This window comes from Aeromicrobium sp. P2_G6 (assembly GCF_056403535.1).
The window spans coordinates 38,447-55,908 of sequence record NZ_JBFUFH010000008.1 but is presented as its reverse complement, the minus strand read 5'-3'; the positions used below and the strand labels follow the sequence as shown (position 1 = coordinate 55,908).

Annotated in this window: 17 protein-coding genes; 6 read left to right on the top strand and 11 right to left on the bottom strand. The window is 69.0% G+C overall.

Annotation, left to right across the window (positions count from 1 at the left end; translation table 11 throughout):
* Nucleotides 1–52: 52 nt before the first annotated feature.
* Together AC1DVU_RS20830 and AC1DVU_RS20825 are read left to right on the top strand one after the other, a co-directional pair.
* A complete protein-coding gene (locus AC1DVU_RS20830; protein WP_476924373.1) occupies nucleotides 53–556 on the top strand; it encodes a hypothetical protein in 504 nt (167 codons plus the stop codon).
* Nucleotides 557–576: 20 nt separating this feature from the next.
* A complete protein-coding gene (locus tag AC1DVU_RS20825) occupies nucleotides 577–1,335 on the top strand; it encodes a helical backbone metal receptor (protein ID WP_476924372.1) in 759 nt (252 codons plus the stop codon).
* Here the strand turns inward: AC1DVU_RS20825 and AC1DVU_RS20820 are convergent.
* The 8 genes from AC1DVU_RS20820 to AC1DVU_RS20785 all read right to left on the bottom strand — a co-directional run bounded on the left by AC1DVU_RS20820 (nucleotide 1,332) and on the right by AC1DVU_RS20785 (nucleotide 11,194).
* On the bottom strand, nucleotides 1,332–2,729 hold the full coding sequence (locus AC1DVU_RS20820) for an NAD(P)/FAD-dependent oxidoreductase (protein ID WP_476924371.1): 1,398 nt from the start codon (nucleotides 2,727–2,729) through the stop codon (nucleotides 1,332–1,334). The genes AC1DVU_RS20825 and AC1DVU_RS20820 overlap by 4 nt on opposite strands.
* An 87-nt stretch (nucleotides 2,730–2,816) precedes the next feature.
* Nucleotides 2,817–3,674 carry a hypothetical protein gene (locus AC1DVU_RS20815; protein ID WP_476924370.1) on the bottom strand — a complete coding sequence of 286 codons (858 nt, stop codon included), beginning with the start codon at nucleotides 3,672–3,674 and terminating at the stop codon, nucleotides 2,817–2,819.
* Nucleotides 3,675–3,812: 138 nt separating this feature from the next.
* Complete coding sequence (gene clpB / locus AC1DVU_RS20810) at nucleotides 3,813–6,401, bottom strand: ATP-dependent chaperone ClpB (RefSeq protein ID WP_476924369.1); 2,589 nt, start codon at nucleotides 6,399–6,401, stop codon at nucleotides 3,813–3,815.
* A 112-nt stretch (nucleotides 6,402–6,513) separates the two neighbouring features.
* Nucleotides 6,514–6,663 carry a hypothetical protein gene (locus AC1DVU_RS20805; RefSeq protein WP_476924368.1) on the bottom strand — a complete coding sequence of 50 codons (150 nt, stop codon included), beginning with the start codon at nucleotides 6,661–6,663 and terminating at the stop codon, nucleotides 6,514–6,516.
* 78 nt (nucleotides 6,664–6,741) lie between these two features.
* Nucleotides 6,742–8,343: an FAD-dependent oxidoreductase gene (locus AC1DVU_RS20800; RefSeq protein WP_476924367.1), complete on the bottom strand. Its 1,602-nt coding sequence runs from the start codon at nucleotides 8,341–8,343 to the stop codon at nucleotides 6,742–6,744.
* Complete coding sequence (locus tag AC1DVU_RS20795) at nucleotides 8,340–9,212, bottom strand: FAD:protein FMN transferase (protein ID WP_476924366.1); 873 nt, start codon at nucleotides 9,210–9,212, stop codon at nucleotides 8,340–8,342. Before AC1DVU_RS20795 ends, AC1DVU_RS20800 begins: the two co-directional genes overlap by 4 nt.
* Nucleotides 9,199–9,660, bottom strand: coding sequence for an FMN-binding protein (locus tag AC1DVU_RS20790; protein WP_476924365.1), 462 nt, complete (start codon nucleotides 9,658–9,660; stop codon nucleotides 9,199–9,201). Before AC1DVU_RS20790 ends, AC1DVU_RS20795 begins: the two co-directional genes overlap by 14 nt.
* Nucleotides 9,661–9,793: 133 nt before the next feature.
* Nucleotides 9,794–11,194: a phytoene desaturase family protein gene (locus AC1DVU_RS20785; protein ID WP_476924364.1), complete on the bottom strand. Its 1,401-nt coding sequence runs from the start codon at nucleotides 11,192–11,194 to the stop codon at nucleotides 9,794–9,796.
* A gap of 316 nt (nucleotides 11,195–11,510) precedes the next feature.
* Between AC1DVU_RS20785 and AC1DVU_RS20780 the strand changes: the two genes are divergently transcribed.
* Nucleotides 11,511–12,863, top strand: a complete 1,353-nt coding sequence (locus AC1DVU_RS20780; RefSeq protein ID WP_476924363.1) for an FAD-dependent oxidoreductase — start codon at nucleotides 11,511–11,513, stop codon at nucleotides 12,861–12,863.
* Here the strand turns inward: AC1DVU_RS20780 and AC1DVU_RS20775 are convergent.
* Nucleotides 12,860–13,519, bottom strand: a complete 660-nt coding sequence (locus AC1DVU_RS20775) for a TetR/AcrR family transcriptional regulator (protein WP_476924362.1) — start codon at nucleotides 13,517–13,519, stop codon at nucleotides 12,860–12,862. The genes AC1DVU_RS20780 and AC1DVU_RS20775 overlap by 4 nt on opposite strands.
* 301 nt (nucleotides 13,520–13,820) lie before the next feature.
* Here AC1DVU_RS20775 and AC1DVU_RS20770 point away from each other — a divergent pair, with 301 nt between their 5' ends.
* Nucleotides 13,821–14,078 carry a hypothetical protein gene (locus tag AC1DVU_RS20770; protein ID WP_476924361.1) on the top strand — a complete coding sequence of 86 codons (258 nt, stop codon included), beginning with the start codon at nucleotides 13,821–13,823 and terminating at the stop codon, nucleotides 14,076–14,078.
* A gap of 49 nt (nucleotides 14,079–14,127) precedes the next feature.
* Nucleotides 14,128–14,784 (top strand): class I SAM-dependent methyltransferase, encoded by a 657-nt coding sequence (locus AC1DVU_RS20765; RefSeq protein WP_476924360.1) that lies wholly within the window; start codon nucleotides 14,128–14,130, stop codon nucleotides 14,782–14,784.
* A 55-nt stretch (nucleotides 14,785–14,839) separates the two neighbouring features.
* On the opposite strand, the gene AC1DVU_RS20760 is transcribed toward AC1DVU_RS20765, so the two are convergent.
* Nucleotides 14,840–15,484, bottom strand: a complete 645-nt coding sequence (locus AC1DVU_RS20760) for a response regulator (RefSeq protein ID WP_476924359.1) — start codon at nucleotides 15,482–15,484, stop codon at nucleotides 14,840–14,842.
* Nucleotides 15,481–16,593 (bottom strand): sensor histidine kinase, encoded by a 1,113-nt coding sequence (locus AC1DVU_RS20755; RefSeq protein WP_476924358.1) that lies wholly within the window; start codon nucleotides 16,591–16,593, stop codon nucleotides 15,481–15,483. The genes AC1DVU_RS20760 and AC1DVU_RS20755 overlap by 4 nt, the downstream gene beginning before the upstream one ends.
* Nucleotides 16,594–16,767: 174 nt before the next feature.
* Here AC1DVU_RS20755 and AC1DVU_RS20750 point away from each other — a divergent pair, with 174 nt between their 5' ends.
* Nucleotides 16,768–17,454, top strand: a complete 687-nt coding sequence (locus AC1DVU_RS20750; RefSeq protein ID WP_476924357.1) for a hypothetical protein — start codon at nucleotides 16,768–16,770, stop codon at nucleotides 17,452–17,454.
* The last annotated feature ends 8 nt before the right edge of the window (nucleotides 17,455–17,462 follow it).

Genomic DNA, 17,462 nt, shown 5'->3' with positions numbered 1-17,462 from the left:
TCGGCCCGTTTCCGCCTGGACGCGAGCCGCTCGAGAAGAGGGAGAGACCGACATGGACGACAGCAACTGGTGGGTATGGGCGCTGATTGCCCTGGCCGTCATCGCGCTGATTGCGATCATCGGGATCACGATGCGGAACCGCGCTCACGCGAAGAAGGTGGAGCGCGATCGGTTCCGCGCAGGCGAGCTCCGCGAGGAGGCCGAGGTGGGCGCCGTCGAGGCGAGCCGCCGCGAGGCCGACGCTGCCGCCGCGCGCGCCGAGGCCGAGCAGGCCCGGGTCGCCGCCGAGCAGCTCGATCGCCAGGCACGGGAACAGGAGCGCGATGCCGGCCAGGTACGCGCTGAAGCCGGGGACCGGCTCGCCAAGGCCGAGGAGATCGACCCGGATGTCGACGACAACCTCACCAACCGAGACGTCGCCAATGACAGGCGAGGCATCGACGGTGACCGGTCGAACGACTCGTTCGGCGACGATGACCGGAGCACAGGCGAGCGGCTGAGCGACCAACCGCCTGCCGGCGAGCACGTACGCGACACCCGCCGGGACGTGCCGTAGGAACTGCCTAGAGTGACGTCATGACTGTCGCAACGGACGACCTCGGCCACACGGTCGAGGTCGTCCGTCCTGCGCAGCGCATCGTGTCGCTGGTGCCGTCACTCACCGAGACGATCGCAGTGACCCGCCGCGAGGCCCTCGTGGGCGCGACCGACTGGTGCACGCACCCCGCCGACCTCGACGTACCGCGGGTTCGCGGCACCAAGAACCCGGACCGTGCGGCGATCGCTGCGCTCGAGCCGGACCTCGTGCTGGCCAACCGCGAGGAGAACCGCGAGCTCGACGTGCGACGACTGCGTAAGGCCGGCATCGCGGTCTGGGTCACCGTCATCGAGACGGTCGACGAGGCGTTCGCCTCGATCGAGCGGATGTTCACCGAGGCGCTCGGCTGGGAGCTCCCGGACTGGCTCGATGAGGCCCGGGCGGTGTGGGCCGAGCCGGCACCCGACTCCGGGCGACGGGTGGCGATCCCTATCTGGCGCGATCCGTGGATGGTCGTCGGCGGCAGTACGTTCACGGGTGACCTGGCTAACCGACTCGGCCTCGTCAACGCGTTCAGCGACGGCGATGACCGCTATCCGAAGGTCGAGCTCGCAGACATCGACTCCCCCGACGTCGACCTCGTCCTGCTGCCGGACGAGCCGTACGTCTTCACTGCCGACGACGGGCCAGAGGCCTTCGAGCACACGCCGACCCGACTCGTGTCGGGCCGGTCGCTCACCTGGTACGGGCCATCGATGCTGACGGCCCGCGCCGAGCTCGAGTCGATCCTCGACTAGTCCTTCGGGTCTTGCCGGAGCGCGTCGACGCCCTTGGCAGCGCTCGCCACGGCTGCCTTGCGGGCGGCCGCACGCGACACGGCCTTGCGGGGCTCGCGCGCCTCGACCGTGACGGGCTTGAGCGCGACGACCGGCGGGGTCTCGCCGACGATCGCGTTGTGGCTGCCCCAGACGAGGTACTTGGCCGTGAGGTTGATCATCGTGGCGAACCGGTTGCGGTTGCCCAGCAGGGTGACGACGTGGAGCAGGATCCAGATGACCCAGGCCGGGAAGCCGGTGAGCCGGGGCAGGAACTTGATCTCGGCGACTGCGGACGAGCGGCCGATCGTGGCCATCGTGCCCTTGTCCTTGTACTTGAACGGCTTGACGGTCTTGCCCTTGAGCTCGGCCTTGATGAACTTCGCGACGTGCTTGCCGCCCTGGATCGCGGGCTGGGCGAGCTGCGGGAGCGGCTCGTCGGGGCTGACCGAGACGTCGCCGATCGCGAAGACGTCGCTCATGCCCTTGACGCGCAGCTGCTCGTCGGTCTCGATGCGTCCACCGCGGCCCTGCGGCACGGACCAGTCCTGGACCGTCGGGTGGGCCGTGATGCCACTGGCCCAGACGACGATGCTGGCCGGCAGGAACTCCTGCTCGCCGTTGTGCTCGACGAGCACACCGTCCTCGCGGACCTCCTTGACGGCGGTCTCGAGGCGCAGGTCGACATCGCGCTTGTCGAGCGACTTGCGGGCATACTCGCGCAGCTTCGGGTGGAACGGCCCGAGCACGTGCGGCATCATCTCGATCAGCGTGATGTGAATGCGCTTGCGGTCGAGCTCGGGATAGGTGACCGGCATGTCGTTGTTTCGCAGCTCGGCGAACGCGCCGGCGGTCTCGACGCCGGTGGCGCCACCACCCACGACGATGATGCGCAGATCGCGATCCTGGCCGTTGACCGCGGCGTCCTCGAGGGCGGCGAACATCTTGTCGCGCACCGCGAGCGCCTGCGAGCGGCGATAGAGCGGCATCGCGAGCTCAGCAGCACCGGGGATGCCGAAGAAGTTGGCGGTCACGCCCACGGCGATGACCAGGTAGTCGTACTTGACCTCGACGCCGCCGTCGAGCTTGAGCGTCTTGCTCTCGTGGTCCATCGACTCGACGAGGCCCTTGAGGAAGCGGACGTTGCTCTGCTTGGCGCGGATCGCCCGCAGGAACCAGGTAATGTCGCCGGGGTTGAGGCTGGCGGTCGCGACCTGGTAGAGCAGCGGCTGGAACGTGTTGTACGTGTGACGGTCGATCAGCGTCACGTCGACGTCGGCGCGCTTGAGCTTGCGGACGGCAGCGATGCCTCCGAATCCGCCTCCGACGACGACGACGTGAGGGCGTTTCTGACCGGGAACGGTGCTTTCTGGCATGCCCCCCACTCTATCGAGCGGCACCGCAGCGACGCACATCGCGGGCGGGGGCTGTGACCACTCTCATGTCCGGACAAAACATCCGGGTCAGTTGCGACTCCGCCGACGCACGAGGAGCACGGTCGAGACGACGATCGCCACGAGGCACACCGGCAGCATGACCCACGAGAGCGTGGCCAGGTCGTGGATGCTGTCGCGGATCTCTGTCTCGGTGAGGTCCATCCAGTTGCTGTCCGACGTGAGCATCTCCTTGATCAGCTCCTCGCGCGCGAGACCGTAGACCAGGAGGAAGAACCCGCAGCCGACCGCGACGACCGACGCGCCGATCAGGGTGATGATCGACAGGATCTTGACCGCGTCCGTGCCGCCCGGCGGGCGCGGAGGAGCGTACGCCGGAGGCTGTGGCGCCCACTGCTGCGGCGGCGTGGCCTGCTGACCTTGCTGTGCGGGAGCGGGCGGCAGCGGCGGAGGCCAGCCGGTGGACGCGACCGGCGCCGGCTCCTCCCGGCCTGCGAGCACCGCGAACCACCGACGTACGTCGGCGTTCCACAGCTGGAGCACACAGGTGAGCGTCACGACGCTCAACAGGATCGAGACGAACGAGCCCTGCGTCATGCCCAGCAGCGCCAACAGTGGCGCCGTGATCGTCAGCATGATGCGGCTGACGGCCTGGCCCATCGCGGTGTAGACCGCGAACACCAGGACCGACGCCGCAAGGAACACGAGGATCCCGAGGTAGACCCGGTAGACCATCTCCGCGTCGCCGCGGTCGATGCCGTCAGCGACGAGGGGGTCGGTGAACCGCTTGACCTGGTCCTCGCCGCTCGCGGAGTACCAACCGAGCAGCACGACGAGCGCCTGCACGACCTGGAACACGCCGATCACGCCCAGGTAGGCGCACGTCGTCACCAGCCTCGGCGGACGCTCAGAGCGGTGGTCGGTCATCCACCTATCTCATCACGCCGCCGTGGTGAGGAAATGGTGGGCTGGCGTCGCGGCGCAGGTAGACGTCGCTCCCGCACCCATGCTCGCGACTCGACGGGAATGTGCGACGCGCCAACGCGGTCCCAAAGGTCACATGCCTCACGCCGCCTTGACCGTCAGCTCGTCAGCATCCGGCGCCCGGTCGACCACGACGGTGTCACCGTCGCGCACCTCGCCGCTGAGCAGGGACCGCGCGAGGCGGTCGCCGATCGCCTGCTGCACCAGGCGGCGCAGCGGCCGGGCACCGTACGCCGGGTCCCAGCCGGTGAGCGCGAGCCACTCGCGGGCGGCCGGCGTGACGTCCAGGGTGATGCGCCGGACCGCGAGCCGCTTGGCCAGCGCCGACACCTGCAGGTCCACGATGTGCGCGAGCTCGTCGGTGCCGAGCGCGTCGAACGTGACGATCTCGTCGAGCCGGTTGAGGAACTCGGGCTTGAACGACGCCTTCACGACGTCCATGACGGCTGCGCGCTTGGCGCTGTCGTCGAGAGCCGGATCGGCAAGGAACGCCGACCCGAGGTTGGACGTCAGGACCAGGATCACGTTGCGGAAGTCGACCGTACGACCTTGGCCGTCCGTCAGCCGGCCGTCGTCGAGCACCTGCAGGAGGATGTCGAACACCTCCGGGTGCGCCTTCTCGACCTCGTCGAGCAGGACGACGGAGTACGGCCGACGGCGTACCGCCTCGGTGAGCTGACCGCCCTCGTCGTAGCCGACATAGCCCGGAGGCGCACCGACCAGGCGGCTGACCGAGTGCTTCTCGGAGTACTCGCTCATGTCGATGCGGATGATCGCCCGCTCGTCGTCGAACAGGAACTCGGCAAGAGTCTTGGCCAGCTCGGTCTTGCCGACGCCGGTCGGTCCGAGGAACAGGAACGAGCCGGTCGGCCGGTCGGGGTCGGAGATTCCGGCGCGCGATCGCCGTACGGCATCGGACACCGCGGTCACCGCGGTCTTCTGGCCGATGAGTCGCTTGCCGAGCTCCTCCTCCATGCGCAGGAGCTTGCCGGTCTCGCCCTCGAGCAGTCGCCCGGTCGGGATGCCGGTCCACGAGGCCACGACCTCGGCGACATCGTCAGCGCCGACCTCCTCGTGCACCATCGAGTCGCCCTCCTGCGCGGCCTCGGCGGCCTGGGCGTCCTCGAGCTGGCGTTCCATGGCGGGGATCTCGCTGTAGATCAGCCGGCTCGCGGTGTCCATGTCGCCTTCGCGCTGGGCGCGCTCGGCCTGGCTGCGGACCTCGTCGATCCGCTCCTTGATCTCGCCGACCGCGTTCAGGGCCTGCTTCTCGCGCTCCCACCGGGTCTCGAGCGCACGCAGCGCCTCCTGCTTGTCCGCCAGCTCGACACGCAGCTTGGCGAGCCGGTCGCGGCTGCCCTCGTCCTCCTCCTTGTCGAGGTGCAGCTCCTCCATGCGGAGCCGGTCGACGGCACGCCGCAGCTCGTCGATCTCGATGGGGCTCGAGTCGATCTCCATGCGGAGCCGACTGCTGGCCTCGTCGATCAGGTCGATCGCCTTGTCGGGCAGCTGGCGGCCGGCGATGTAGCGGTCGGACAGCGTCGCAGCGGCGACGAGCGCGGCATCGGAGATCGACACCTTGTGGTGCGCCTCGTAGCGCTCCTTGAGTCCGCGCAGGATCGCGATCGTGTCCTCGGGGCTGGGCTCGCCGACGAACACCTGCTGGAACCGGCGCTCCAGGGCCGGGTCCTTCTCGACGCGCTCGCGGTACTCGTCGAGCGTCGTCGCGCCGATCATGCGCAGCTCGCCGCGAGCCAGCATCGGCTTGAGCATGTTGCCGGCGTCCATCGCGCTGTCGCCGCCGGCGCCTGCGCCCACGACCGTGTGCAGCTCGTCGATGAACGTGATGACCTGGCCCTCGGACTCCTTGATCTCGGTCAGGACCGCCTTGAGCCGCTCCTCGAACTCGCCGCGGTACTTCGCACCCGCGACCATCGCGGCCAGGTCGAGCGAGATGAGTCGGCGACCGCGCAGGGACTCGGGCACGTCGCCCGCGACGATTCGCTGCGCGAGGCCYTCGACGACGGCGGTCTTGCCGACGCCGGGCTCGCCGATCAGCACCGGRTTGTTCTTCGTACGCCGCGACAGCACCTGGATCACGCGCCGGATCTCGCTGTCGCGACCGATGACCGGATCGAGCTTGCCGTCACGGGCGATCGCGGTGAGGTCGACGCCGTACTTCTCCAGCGACTGGTAGGTGTCTTCGGCATCGGCGCTGGTGACCCGCGCCGTTCCGCGCACGGCGGCAAAGGCGGCCTGCAGTGACTCGGCGCTCGCGCCGGCGTCCGTCAGCACCTTCTTGGCGGTCGAGTCGACCGTCGCGATGCCGACCATCAGGTGCTCGGTCGACACGAAGTCGTCTCCGAGCTGGTCAGCCAGGTCCTGGGCCCGCTGGAGCACCTCGTGGCTCGAGCGGGAGAGCGCCGGGCTCTGCACACTGGCGCCGCTGGCGGACGGCAGCGACTCCAGCGCGGACTTGAGCCCGACACGTACGGCCTGGGCGTCGACGCCTGCGGCCTGGATCAGGGGTGCGGCGGTGCCGCCGTCCTGCGTGAGGAGGGCGGACAGCAGGTGGGCCGGCTCGACGGCGGGATTGCCCGCGGTGGCGGCAGAAGAGACTGCGCTGCCCAGCGCCTGCTGGCTGCGCGTCGTGAACTTGGCAAGGTCCATGGGTGTACTCCTGGGATGGAACGAGTGTCACTCATCTCAACGCATCTAAAGTTGAGTCCATTCCTATCAACTTTGTCGAATCCGGGACAGGGACCTTGGTCTCGCGATCTGCTCAGCCGTCGCCGTACGGCAGGTCGGTGTCGGGCTGGCTCGACATACGAGGATCGCGAAGCGGCTCGTCGCCGCCCCGGTCACGCAGGCTCGGGACCTCGTCGTCCTCCCCCAGCCCAGGCTCCAGGAACTCCGCGGGCATCTCGGACATGCGACCTCCTCGCGCTACACAGTGTGTCCTGCGTCACACTAGGTCGCCGAGCCGTGGATCGGCAAGGACTGCTAGCGGTCAGTAGCCGGTGAAGTAGTCCGTTTTGACGCCCTTGCACCGCTTCGCGAGCCCGGCACGCACGGCGTTGACCATCGCGGGCGGACCCGAGACGTACGCCCGACGGTCCGCCAGGTCCGGGACCGCCTCGGCGATCAGCTCGGGTGACAGGAACGGCGCCTCGACGTATGTCCAACCCTCGGGCAGGCCACTGGGCCGGGCCGGCCCGACGAGCACGACGCGGACTCCTGCGAGCTCCTCGACGAACGGCACCTCGTCAGGCGACGAGACGCCGTAGACGAGCACTGCGTCGCGCGACGACTCGTGTCGCAGCTGACTGAGGAACGGCGTGATGCCGATGCCGCCGGCGACCAGCAGCAGCGGCTCCGAACGGTCGGCCGGCAGCAGGAAGTCACCGCCGATGCCGGTCGCGTGCACCGTGTCACCGGGCTGCAGGGCAATCAGTGCTTTCTTGAAGCTGGACGCGTTGTCCGGCACCCGCAGCGCGAACGAGACGCGTCCATCGGCCTTCGGCGGCGACGCGATGCTGAACGAACGACGGCTGCCGCGCCCGTCGACACCCGCGTGGGGCACCGTCAGCTCGGCGAACTGGCCGGGCTCGAACGAGACCGGCCGCTTGGCCCGGAACGTCAGCTCGCGGATCTCCGGCGTCAGCTCGCGGGTCTCCTCCAGCACGAACGTCACCCCGTGCCGCCGCGCGAAGGCGAAGGCCAGCAGGTTGCCGACCAGCAGCGACAAGGCCAGGAACTGCCCCGAATCGATTCCCAGGGTCTCGGGTGTGTCCATCAGGACATAACCGAAGATCGGATAGGCCGCGACCACCGAGACCACGACGGCCACGACCCACTGCTGGTGCCGGCGAGGCGGCAGGGTCAGCGGCTCACTCAGCATGAAGCCGGCCAGGAACACGACCGGCGTCGAGTAGAACGTCGCCTCGAGCGCATCGGCCCAGCTCTGCCCCAGATCGTGATAGCCGACGAGGAACATCGCGCCGGCCAGGACGATGAAGATCAGGCCGATGTCGAGGCGACGCGTCCGCCACAGCACGAGGAACGCACCCACGACGATGAACGGGAAGAGCTGCTTGGTGGCGGCGGTCTGCCAGATCGCGTTGATCGGGCTCTCCCGGCCGACGAGGTCCTGCACGACGTACGTGAGGAACGCGCCGGCCGCCGCAGGGTTGAAGATGTGCCGCCCGCGCCACGCCAGGACGTACTTCGACGCATTGCCCAGGACAGCCGCACCGGCGAGCCAGGCCAGGCTCTCGGCGTCCGTCTCGAACAGCGGGACGTAGAGGAAGAACAACAGGAGGGCCGTGATGATCGACGACTCCCCGTGCGGACGGACCCGCCAGATCAGTCCGAAGAGGCGACTGCTCGCGTACGACGCAACGACCAGTACGAGGAGGCTGATCAGGTGGTTCTTCGTCGACAGGCCGTCGAGGACGCCGGTCGCCGAGAAGACCACGTACACCGCGGCCAGGACGAGCAGGACGATCGTGATGAGCCGGTACATCGTGACGCGGCCGAGCTGGCGGTCCAGCAGGTCTCGCGGGTCGAGCTTCATGCCGGCGCCCACTTTCTCTCGCTGACGCTCGTTCATGAGAACACCTCTCCTGGGAAGTCCGGGGACCACTCGACCCGGCCGTCAGCGTGCATACGTACGAAGTCGTGCTCGAAGCGTGACATGAGTCGGGCGGGCTCGGTGAGGAAATGAGCCGTGGCGAGCCCGTCCGCCAGCAGGCACGAGTCCGCCACGACCCAGGTCGCGACGACGTCGCGGGTGGGCCGGCCGGTACGTCCGTCGAGCACGTGGTGCAGACCGTCGCCCCAGGCTCGCCGGTTGGTCGCCGACGCACACAGGGCGATGCCTTCCGGAAGCTCGGCAACCCCGATGGCCCGCGTCGCATCAGCCGGGTGCTCGAGGGCGACGCGCAACGGCTCCTCCTGGCAATGCAGGAGGTCACCACTGGCGTCGATCGTGAATTCGGTGACGCCGTTCTCTGCCAGCACTTCGGCGACCAGGTCCACGAGGTGGCCCTTGCCGGCGGCACCGACGTCGAGCAGCACCGGCTCGTGCGCGACGAGGGTGGGGTACGTCCAGTCGAACGACTCCCAGGCCGGCACCGCGGCAGGCTCGGCGACGGCTCGCAGCGAATAGCCCTGGTCGTAGCCGAGATCGGAGAGCGTACGTCCGACGAGCGGCGTGACGGCACCGTCGGTCACGTCGTGCAGCGCGACATACAGGTCGAGCAGCGCGCGGGCGTCCCCGTCGAAGACCCACGCACCACCCTCGGCAGCGATCCGTGAGACCACGGAGTCAGGCCGGAACCGCGACCACACCGCATCGAAGTCGTCGATGCGGGCGGTCACGGCTGCGGCGGTGTCCGCGGCAAGCGGCTCCGCGGTGTCGATCTGCCACGCGGTGCCGATCGCCTCGAACTGCCAGGCGGCCGGCTCAGGCCTTGGCATCAGCCTTGATGTCGTCGATCGCCGCGTTGAATCCGATGGAGGTCAGCGACGACCCGGCGACCTTGGAGACGTTGAGCTCGTCGAGGCTCTTGCCGACGACCTCGTCGGAGATGCCGCTGGCGAACTTCTGCTGGTACTGCTTCGACGTGGAGTTCTCGGCCATCGGAGTGACCTTGACCTCGGAGATCTTGTTGTCCGCCAGGGTCACCTCGACCTCGACCTTGGACTCCCCGGCCGGGTTGGCGTAGGTCTCTTCCTCCTTGTAGTTGCCGTCCTTGAACGTCCCTGAGCTAGCGGCGGACGAGTCGTCGCTGCTGTCGGACGTTGCCGACGAGCTCGGCTTGTCGGACGACGCATCGTCGCTGCCGCTGCCACATGCGGCGGTCAGCAGCATGACGGACGCGGCGGCCGCGGCGGAAAGCATCTTCTTGTGCGCTGGAAGTTTCATCGGTCGGGCTCCTGGGCTCGAAGGCATGGAATCAGCGTGCAATGTGTAGAACGGGACAGGTTGGCTGAACGTTCAACCGTATGAACGGGGACTTCATGCGCGGAAGTTCCGCCTCGAGGCAGCTGTCGCAGACTCACAGGTTCTCCACAGCGGCCATCGCGGCGTGGAAGCCGCCCATCCCGTGCACGCCGCCTCCCGGAGGCGTCGACGCCGAGCAGATGTAGAGGCCCTTGGCGCCCAGGGAGTACGGGTTGGCCGAGAACCGCGGCCGCATGACGAGCTGCCAGGCATCGTTGGCACCGCCGCCGATGTCACCACCCCGGTAGTTGGCGTTGTGCGCCTCGAGCTGGGCCGGCCCCGTCGTGGTCTTCGCGATGATCCGAGCACGGAAGCCCGGGGCGAAGCGTTCGATCTGGTCGGTGATCGCCTCCGTGGCATCACCCGTGTAGCCGGTGGGCACGTGGGCGTACGACCACACGGGGTGCACGTTGCCGGCCGAGCGCCCCGGGTCGGCGAGGTACTGCTGGCACACCAGCACGAACGGGCGATCGGGCATCCGGCCGGCGTGGACCTCCCGCTCGGCGGCATTGAGCTCCTCGAACGTCCCGGCGAGGTGCAGGGTGCCCGCCTTGTGCGCCCACTCGTTGGTCCACGGGACCCCGCCCTCGACCGCGAAGTCGACCTTGAACACGCCGGGGCCGGAGCGCCAGCGCGTGAGCGGCCGGCGCACGCGCCGGGGCAGCCGGTCACCGGCGATGCGCAGAGCGCTCTGCGGCGAGGTGTCGAAGATGACGATGTCGGCCTCGGGCAGCTCGGTGACCTCGTGGCCCGTCTTGATGCGACCACCGTGCTCGGCGATGTCGGCGGCGAGGGCCCGCGCGATCGCGGCCGAGCCACCCTTGGCCACCGGCCAGCCGTACGCATGACTCGTCAGGCCGAACATCAGGCCGAGGCCGCCGGTCGTCGGCCGGTTGAGTGGATGGATCGCATGTGCGGCGAGGCCGGCGAACAGGCCGCGCGCCTCGTCCGTCTCCCAGCGACGGGCGATCCATGACGCCGGCTGCAGCGCTCGCATGCCGAACTTCGCCATCAGGATCGGATGCTTCGGCAGGTGCACGATCGGCCGGAACAGCTCGCCGATGAGCTCGTCGCTCGAGGCCGCCAGCGGGGCATACAGCTTGCGCCACGCCGCGCCGTCGATGCCGAGGCCTTCGACCGTACGGTCGAGGTCGCGGAACAGCACCCCGGCCCGGCCGCCGTCGAGCGGGTGCACCGCGTCGACCTCGGGCCACAGCCACTCGAGCCCGTGGCGGGCGAGGTCGAGCGACTGGAAGAACGGCGATGCCACCGCGGTCGGATGCGTCGCGGAGCAGATGTCGTGCAGGACACCGGGCACGTTGAGCTCGGCCGAACGCGTGCCCCCGCCGATCTCGTCCTCTGCCTCCAGCACCGTCACGTCGATCCCGGCGCGGGCGAGGACGACAGCAGCTGCCAGCCCGTTGGGCCCCGAGCCAACGACGACAGCGGTGGTCATGCCCTCAACCTAGTCGTCAGGCTGGGCGAGCCTTCATCTCGCCGGGTTTCGTCAGGTGGCGGCTTCGCCGCGATCGGCTCAACCTGCCCGGCACGCTCGGCCGCGAGCGGCCTCGGTGCCGGACAAAATGTGAGCCGCGCCACAAGTCTGACACCGCGGCCACTGGCACGCGTAAACTCGTCGCACACCTGAACTCAGTTCAGGTGTGACCCACCCCACACGATTGCCGTTCGCATCGCAAGACGCCCCCAAGACGGTTGGTGCGCGTCCTTAGCCTTGCCTAAGACATGGTGACAAACCTTCCCAGGAGTTGTGTATGAGCAGGCAATTGCGTGTCGCCGTGATCGGCGCCGGACCAGCGGGCATCTACGCGGCGGACATCCTCACCAAGTCCGAGGTCGACGTCACGATCGACATCCTCGACCGCGATCCCACACCCTTCGGCCTGATCCGCTACGGCGTCGCACCTGACCATCCGCGCATCAAGGAGATCGTCAAGGCGCTCAAGCGCGTCCTGTCCAACGACGACATCCGGTTCTTCGGCAACGTCAACTACGGTGCCGACCTCAAGCTCGACCACCTCCAGCAGTTCTACGACGCCGTCATCTTCGCCACCGGCGCCCGCGCCGACCGCGACCTCGACATCCCCGGCATCGAGCTCAAGGGCTCGTTCGGCGCCGCTGACTTCGTCTCCTGGTACGACGGACACCCCGACGCCCCACGCGACTGGCCGTTCGACCCCCGAGCCGAGACGGTCGCGGTCCTCGGCGTCGGCAACGTCGGCCTCGACGTGGCCCGCATGCTCGCCAAGACCGCAGACGAGCAGCTCGTCACGGAGATCCCGGAGAACGTCTACGCCGGGCTCAAGGCCAACGCCGCCAAGGACATCCACGTGTTCGCCCGCCGCGGCCCCGCGCAGGTCAAGTTCACCCCGATGGAGCTGCGTGAGCTCTCGCACTCCCCCAGCATCGACGTCATCATCCACCCCGAGGGCTTCGAGCTGGACGAGGGATCGATGGACGCGATCCGCGCCTCCAAGTCGGTCAAGCTCGTCGTCGACGTGCTGCAGAACTACCTGGCCAAGGAGCCGACCGGCGCCCCGCACCGCATCCACATCCACTTCTGCCAGAACCCCGTCGAGGTTCTGGGCGAGGACGGCCAGGTCGTCGGCCTGCGCACCGAGGTGACCGAGCTCGACGGCACCGGCAACGTCCGTGGCACGGGCGAGTTCGTCGACTGGCCCGTGCAGGCGGTCTACCGGGCGGTCGGCTACCGCTCGGAGAACCTTGCCGGCATCCCGTTCGACGACACCCAGGCGATCGTGCCCAACGACGGTGGCCGGGTCATCGACATCGAAGGTGACCCGCTGCCCGGCGCGTACGTCACCGGGTGGATCAAGCGCGGACCCGTCGGCCTCATCGGCCACACCAAGTCCGACGCCGCCCAGACCATCGAGCTCCTGCTCGCGGACGTCGACCGACTGGTCGCCCCGCCGGAGCCTGAGCGCGAGGCCGTCGACCGCTACCTGGCGGGCCGCGGCATCGAGTTCACGACGTGGGAGGGCTGGGAGCAGCTCGACGAGCATGAGCTCGCGCTCGGCGAGGCCGCCGGGCGTACCCGCATCAAGGTCGTGCCCCGCGACGAGATGGTGCAGATCTCGCGCAGCTAGGACGTGCGGCGGCCGTGCAGGTTGCACATGAGCTCGTGCATCGCCTCATCGGCGGGCGCGGCGAGTGGCAACGGTGCCTGGTCCGTACGCGCGCGCAGTCCGTCGAGCAGCAGCGCCAGGTAACGACGCCAGAGGTCCGGCTGCTCGGGCGTCGTCATGGAGCTCAGCAGCATGATGTGCATACCGATGTCCGTGGACCCCACATCTGACCGGAGTGCGCCGGTGGCCTGAGCCCGCGCGATGAGGTCGTCGATCATCGGGCCCAACCGCTCGCGGCCGACTGCAACGTGATCACCCTCGGACATGGTCTGGACCATGACCTCCTTGAGGCCACGGTCCGTGACCTGCCGCTCGAGGAGTCGCTCGAGGAACATCGTCAACCCGGCCCACGGATCCTGTTGGCTCACGGCCTCCTGGGCGATGGCCACCATCTCCTCGATCCGCGACTCGAACAGCGCCTGGACGAGCTCCGCGCGCTCGGGGAACCGGCGGTAGACCGTGCCGACGCCGATGCCGGCGCGGCGAGCGATCTCGTCATAGCCAGCGTCAAGGCCCTGCTCGGCGAACACCTCGGCAGCCGTCGCCAGGATCAGCTCGCGGTTGCGCACGGCGTCGCGGCGCAGCGGCCTTTCCTGGGTTGCCGGTTCCGTCGTCATACCTCCATCATAGCGAATCGGAAAACGAATTCCGCTTTTCGCGGTGGACCGGCGGCACCGGAATCGCGTCACGATCCGCTCGGGGCACCGTCTCATCCATACGACCGCACGATGGTCGGTGCAGATCTCGGGGCTGGAACCGGCTCTACTTTGCACACAGACCCCGGACCCACTGGCTTCCAGTTGGCCGGGGTCTTGTGATGTTCACCTAATTCTCACCAGAACTCCTGCGCCGGACGTGATCCGTGAACCACACTCGTACTGGGAGGGTAGATCGTGGGAGAACGATGCCTTGGGTGCCATGCGGTACTTCATCCTGACCACACCGGGCCAGCCCGACGAGGTGGCTCGGTGGCAGCGGCGTAGCTCCGCGTCATACTTCGAGCCCGAGTCGCAGAAATGGATCCCGGATCCGCTGCTCGCGGTCGAGATCTTCGCGGGCGACGACTGGCGGCCGATTGACGTCGCCGACCTGCCGCCCGGACTACCCGATGTCGAGCCCGCCAGGCCGCAATCGACGGCCAAGGAGCGATCAGGGGGCCGCCGGCGGCGGAGGTGATCTCGACCCGGGTCTGGCGGACGGTCTGGTCCCCGAAAGGATGATGACCATGAACCCCGAGATGCCCGCCGACCTGCTCGAGCACGCCCTCGCCGCGAAGGGCTTCATGCCGGAGGACGAAGGCGCCTTCCTGCACAGCATGGCTCGCGAGCGGCTCCCCCACGGACCTGCTTTGGAGATCGGGACCTACTGCGGCAAGTCCGCGATCTATCTCGGCGCCGCAGCGCGCGAGGTCGGCGGCACCGTGCTGACCGTCGACCACCACCGCGGCTCCGAGGAGAACCAGGCCGGCTGGGAGCACCACGACGCATCGCTCGTCGACGACGAGCTTGGCCTCATGGACACCCTCCCGGTCTTCCGGAAGACCGTCGCGCGGGCCGGCCTCGAGGACCACGTCAACGCCGTGATCGGCCGTTCGACCACGGTGGCGTCGTGGTGGCGCACGCCGGTCAGCCTGCTGTTCATCGACGGCGGCCACGCCGAGGTGCACGCGCAGAACGACTATTCCGGCTTCGCCCACTGGCTCATGACCGGCGGCACCCTGGTGATCCACGACGTCTTCGAACGACCTGAGGACGGGGGGCAGGCACCATTCCACGTCTGGCAGCGCGCGGTCGACTCCGGCTGCTTCGAGCCGCTCGCGACGGTCGGCTCGATGCGGGCCCTGGCGCGCGGCCGGGGAGACGCCGGCGAGCCAGTCGGCTGACGGGCAGCCGCACTCGGGCTTGAGCTGGGCGCCGTCCGGACCCCGCGGGCGCTGGTCAGGAGCGGTTCAATCCGGCCTCGCGCGCCGCGACCACGGCCTGGGCCCGGTCACGCAGGTCGAGCTTGGCGAACACGTGCCGTACGTGCGTCTTCACCGTCGCCATGCTGATCACGAGCTCGCTGGCGATCTCGGCGTTGGACCAGCCCTCGCCGATCAACGCCAGGATCTCGCGCTCCCGCTGACTGAGGTCGGCAAGACCCGGCAGCTGTCGCAGCTCAGCGGGCGGATGCTCGGAGAAGTGCGCCATCAGCCGCGCAAGGACGGCCGGAGCGACGACCGGCTGGCCAGCCGCCGCCCGTCGCACGGCGTCGACCAGCCCCTCTGCGGTCACGTCCTTGAGCAGGAAACCGACTGCGCCCGCCCCGATCGCGTCGGCGACATGCTGGTCGGCATCGAACGTGGTCAAGGCGATCACGGTTCCCGTGCCTGCTGCCGTGATACGTCGAGTCGCCTCAACGCCATCCATCCCGGGCATGCGCAGGTCCATCAGGACGACGTCCGGCCGCAGTTCGAGGGCCGCTGCGACAGCGGCTGCACCGTCCGCGGCCTCGGCAACCACCTCGATGTCCCCGAGCTCAAGGATCAGCCGCAGCCCATGGCGGACCAGGTCCTGGTCGTCGACGAGCAGCACGCGCGTCATGGGCTGCTCCTGACGGGAATGACGACCTGCACGTCGAACCGGCCACCGGAATGAGCCGCCTCGAACGTCCCACCCAGCAGCTCGGCTCGGTGCCGCATGCCGGTCAGCCCTCGCCCGGCGCGCGGCTTCCGGTCGCGGCTCCCGGTGCCGTTGACCGAGCGCACCCTGACCTCGCCCGGCTGCCAGTCCACCGAGAGGCTGACGGGCTCACCGGGTGCGTGCCGGCCTGCGTTGGTGAGGCACTCGCGCACGATCCGGCCCACCGCGAGCGCGACCGGTGCCCCGTCGGGGGACGGCGTGCCGGTGATGTCCAGGGTGTTGACGATCCCGGCCTCGCGGGCCCGGTCCGCAATCGCGCTCAAGCTCTCCGAGCTCGGTGGTCCCTGCATGTCAGGAGCGAGGACGCCGAGCACCGCGCGGATCTCGGTCAGGGTCCGGTGCGCGGTCTCGCGGATGGCCTCCACTGATGCGGCAGCCCGTTCGGGCGTGACCCGCAACGCCGCTGCTGCGGCCTCGGCCTGGATGGCGATCAGGGTGACCTCATGACCGACGACATCGTGCAGCTCCTGCGCGATCCTCGCGCGCTCCGCGCCGACCGCGGCGGCCTCCGCGCGAGATCGTTCCTCGGCCAGCTCCTGGCTGAGCGACACGAGCGCCTGGTTCTGTCGCTGCTGATGACGCACCAACCGGCCGGCGACCGTGGGGGCGATGACGACGAGTCCGGCCCCGATCGCCGCGACCGGAGCCTCCGGGCCGAGGAGCGTGCCGATGACCGCCATCCCTGACGCCGCCAGGGCGACGAGCCCCACAGCGCGCCCCGGTTCGCCCTTGTTGCCGAGGGCGAAGAACTGCAGGATCACGGCGACGAACCCGACCAGGGGGTAGCCGTCGAGCGGGATCAGCCAGAAGGCCGCCGATGCGAGCGCCGCTTCGACCGGGTACGTCCGGCGCCAGGCGAGGGGGAGCATCGACCCCACGACGTACACCACACTCACCGGCGCGGACGACGCGATCGGCACGACAAACAGCTGCGCGAGCCCGCTCAGCACGAAGCCCGCGGCGAGCGCCGCATCCAGGCGATTCGTCCGCAGCCGGTCGAGAAGTTCCACGCGCCGAGACTAAGTCAGCCGTCCTGCTTTGCGCATCAGCCCAGGGGCTGACTCGCCGGGCGCTCCGGGATGACCCACAAACCAGCCCGCCGGTCGATGTGCCACGTCCCGTCGGATTCGTACGTTCTGGTTGGGCTCGTCCGAGCCTCCTCATCACAGAACGGATGACATGACATGACCAGCTCCTTCAACGAAGTCACCCCGCGTGCGGCCGAGGGCTCCTTGACGCGACTCAGTGCCCGCTTCGGCATCGCCTTCACTGCGTGCCAGGTCGGCGTGATGATCCTGATGGCGATCTTCGTCCTGCCCAACGGTGGCTCACCGGCCGATCCGGCCCTCGAGCGCGGCCACAACGTCCTCGACGCCGAAACGGCCTACCGTCTCGGCAACTACGCCTTCATGATCTCCGGGATGTTGCTGCTCGGCTTCCTCGGCGCTGTCCACGTCCGCCTCAGGCGCATCGACGCCAGTGGTGTGCTGTCCACCGTCGCAATCGCGGCCGGCACCCTCCTCGCCGTCGTCTGGCCGTTCGCCGGCGTCCTGCATGATGTCGCTCTCGACACCGCGGCGGACGGCACAGACGTGCGCATCCTGGCCGGCTGGGACGCGGTCGCGCCGTACTCGCTCGCCTTCTCGGTGCTGCCGCGGCTGTTCTTCATCGGCGCCTTGGTGCTGGGCCTCCGGATGGCAGGAACGGCGCCGCGGCTGCAGCGGGTCGGCCTGGTGCTGCTCCCGGTCAGCCTGATCGGAAGCGCGACGCTGATCGCAGGCGCGCTCTTCCCGCTCCTGGCTCTGAGCACCCTCGGGTACGAGCTGTGGGTCGGCGCGGTCGCCTGGCACTGGCTGCGCTCCGAGCGCTGATACCCGGC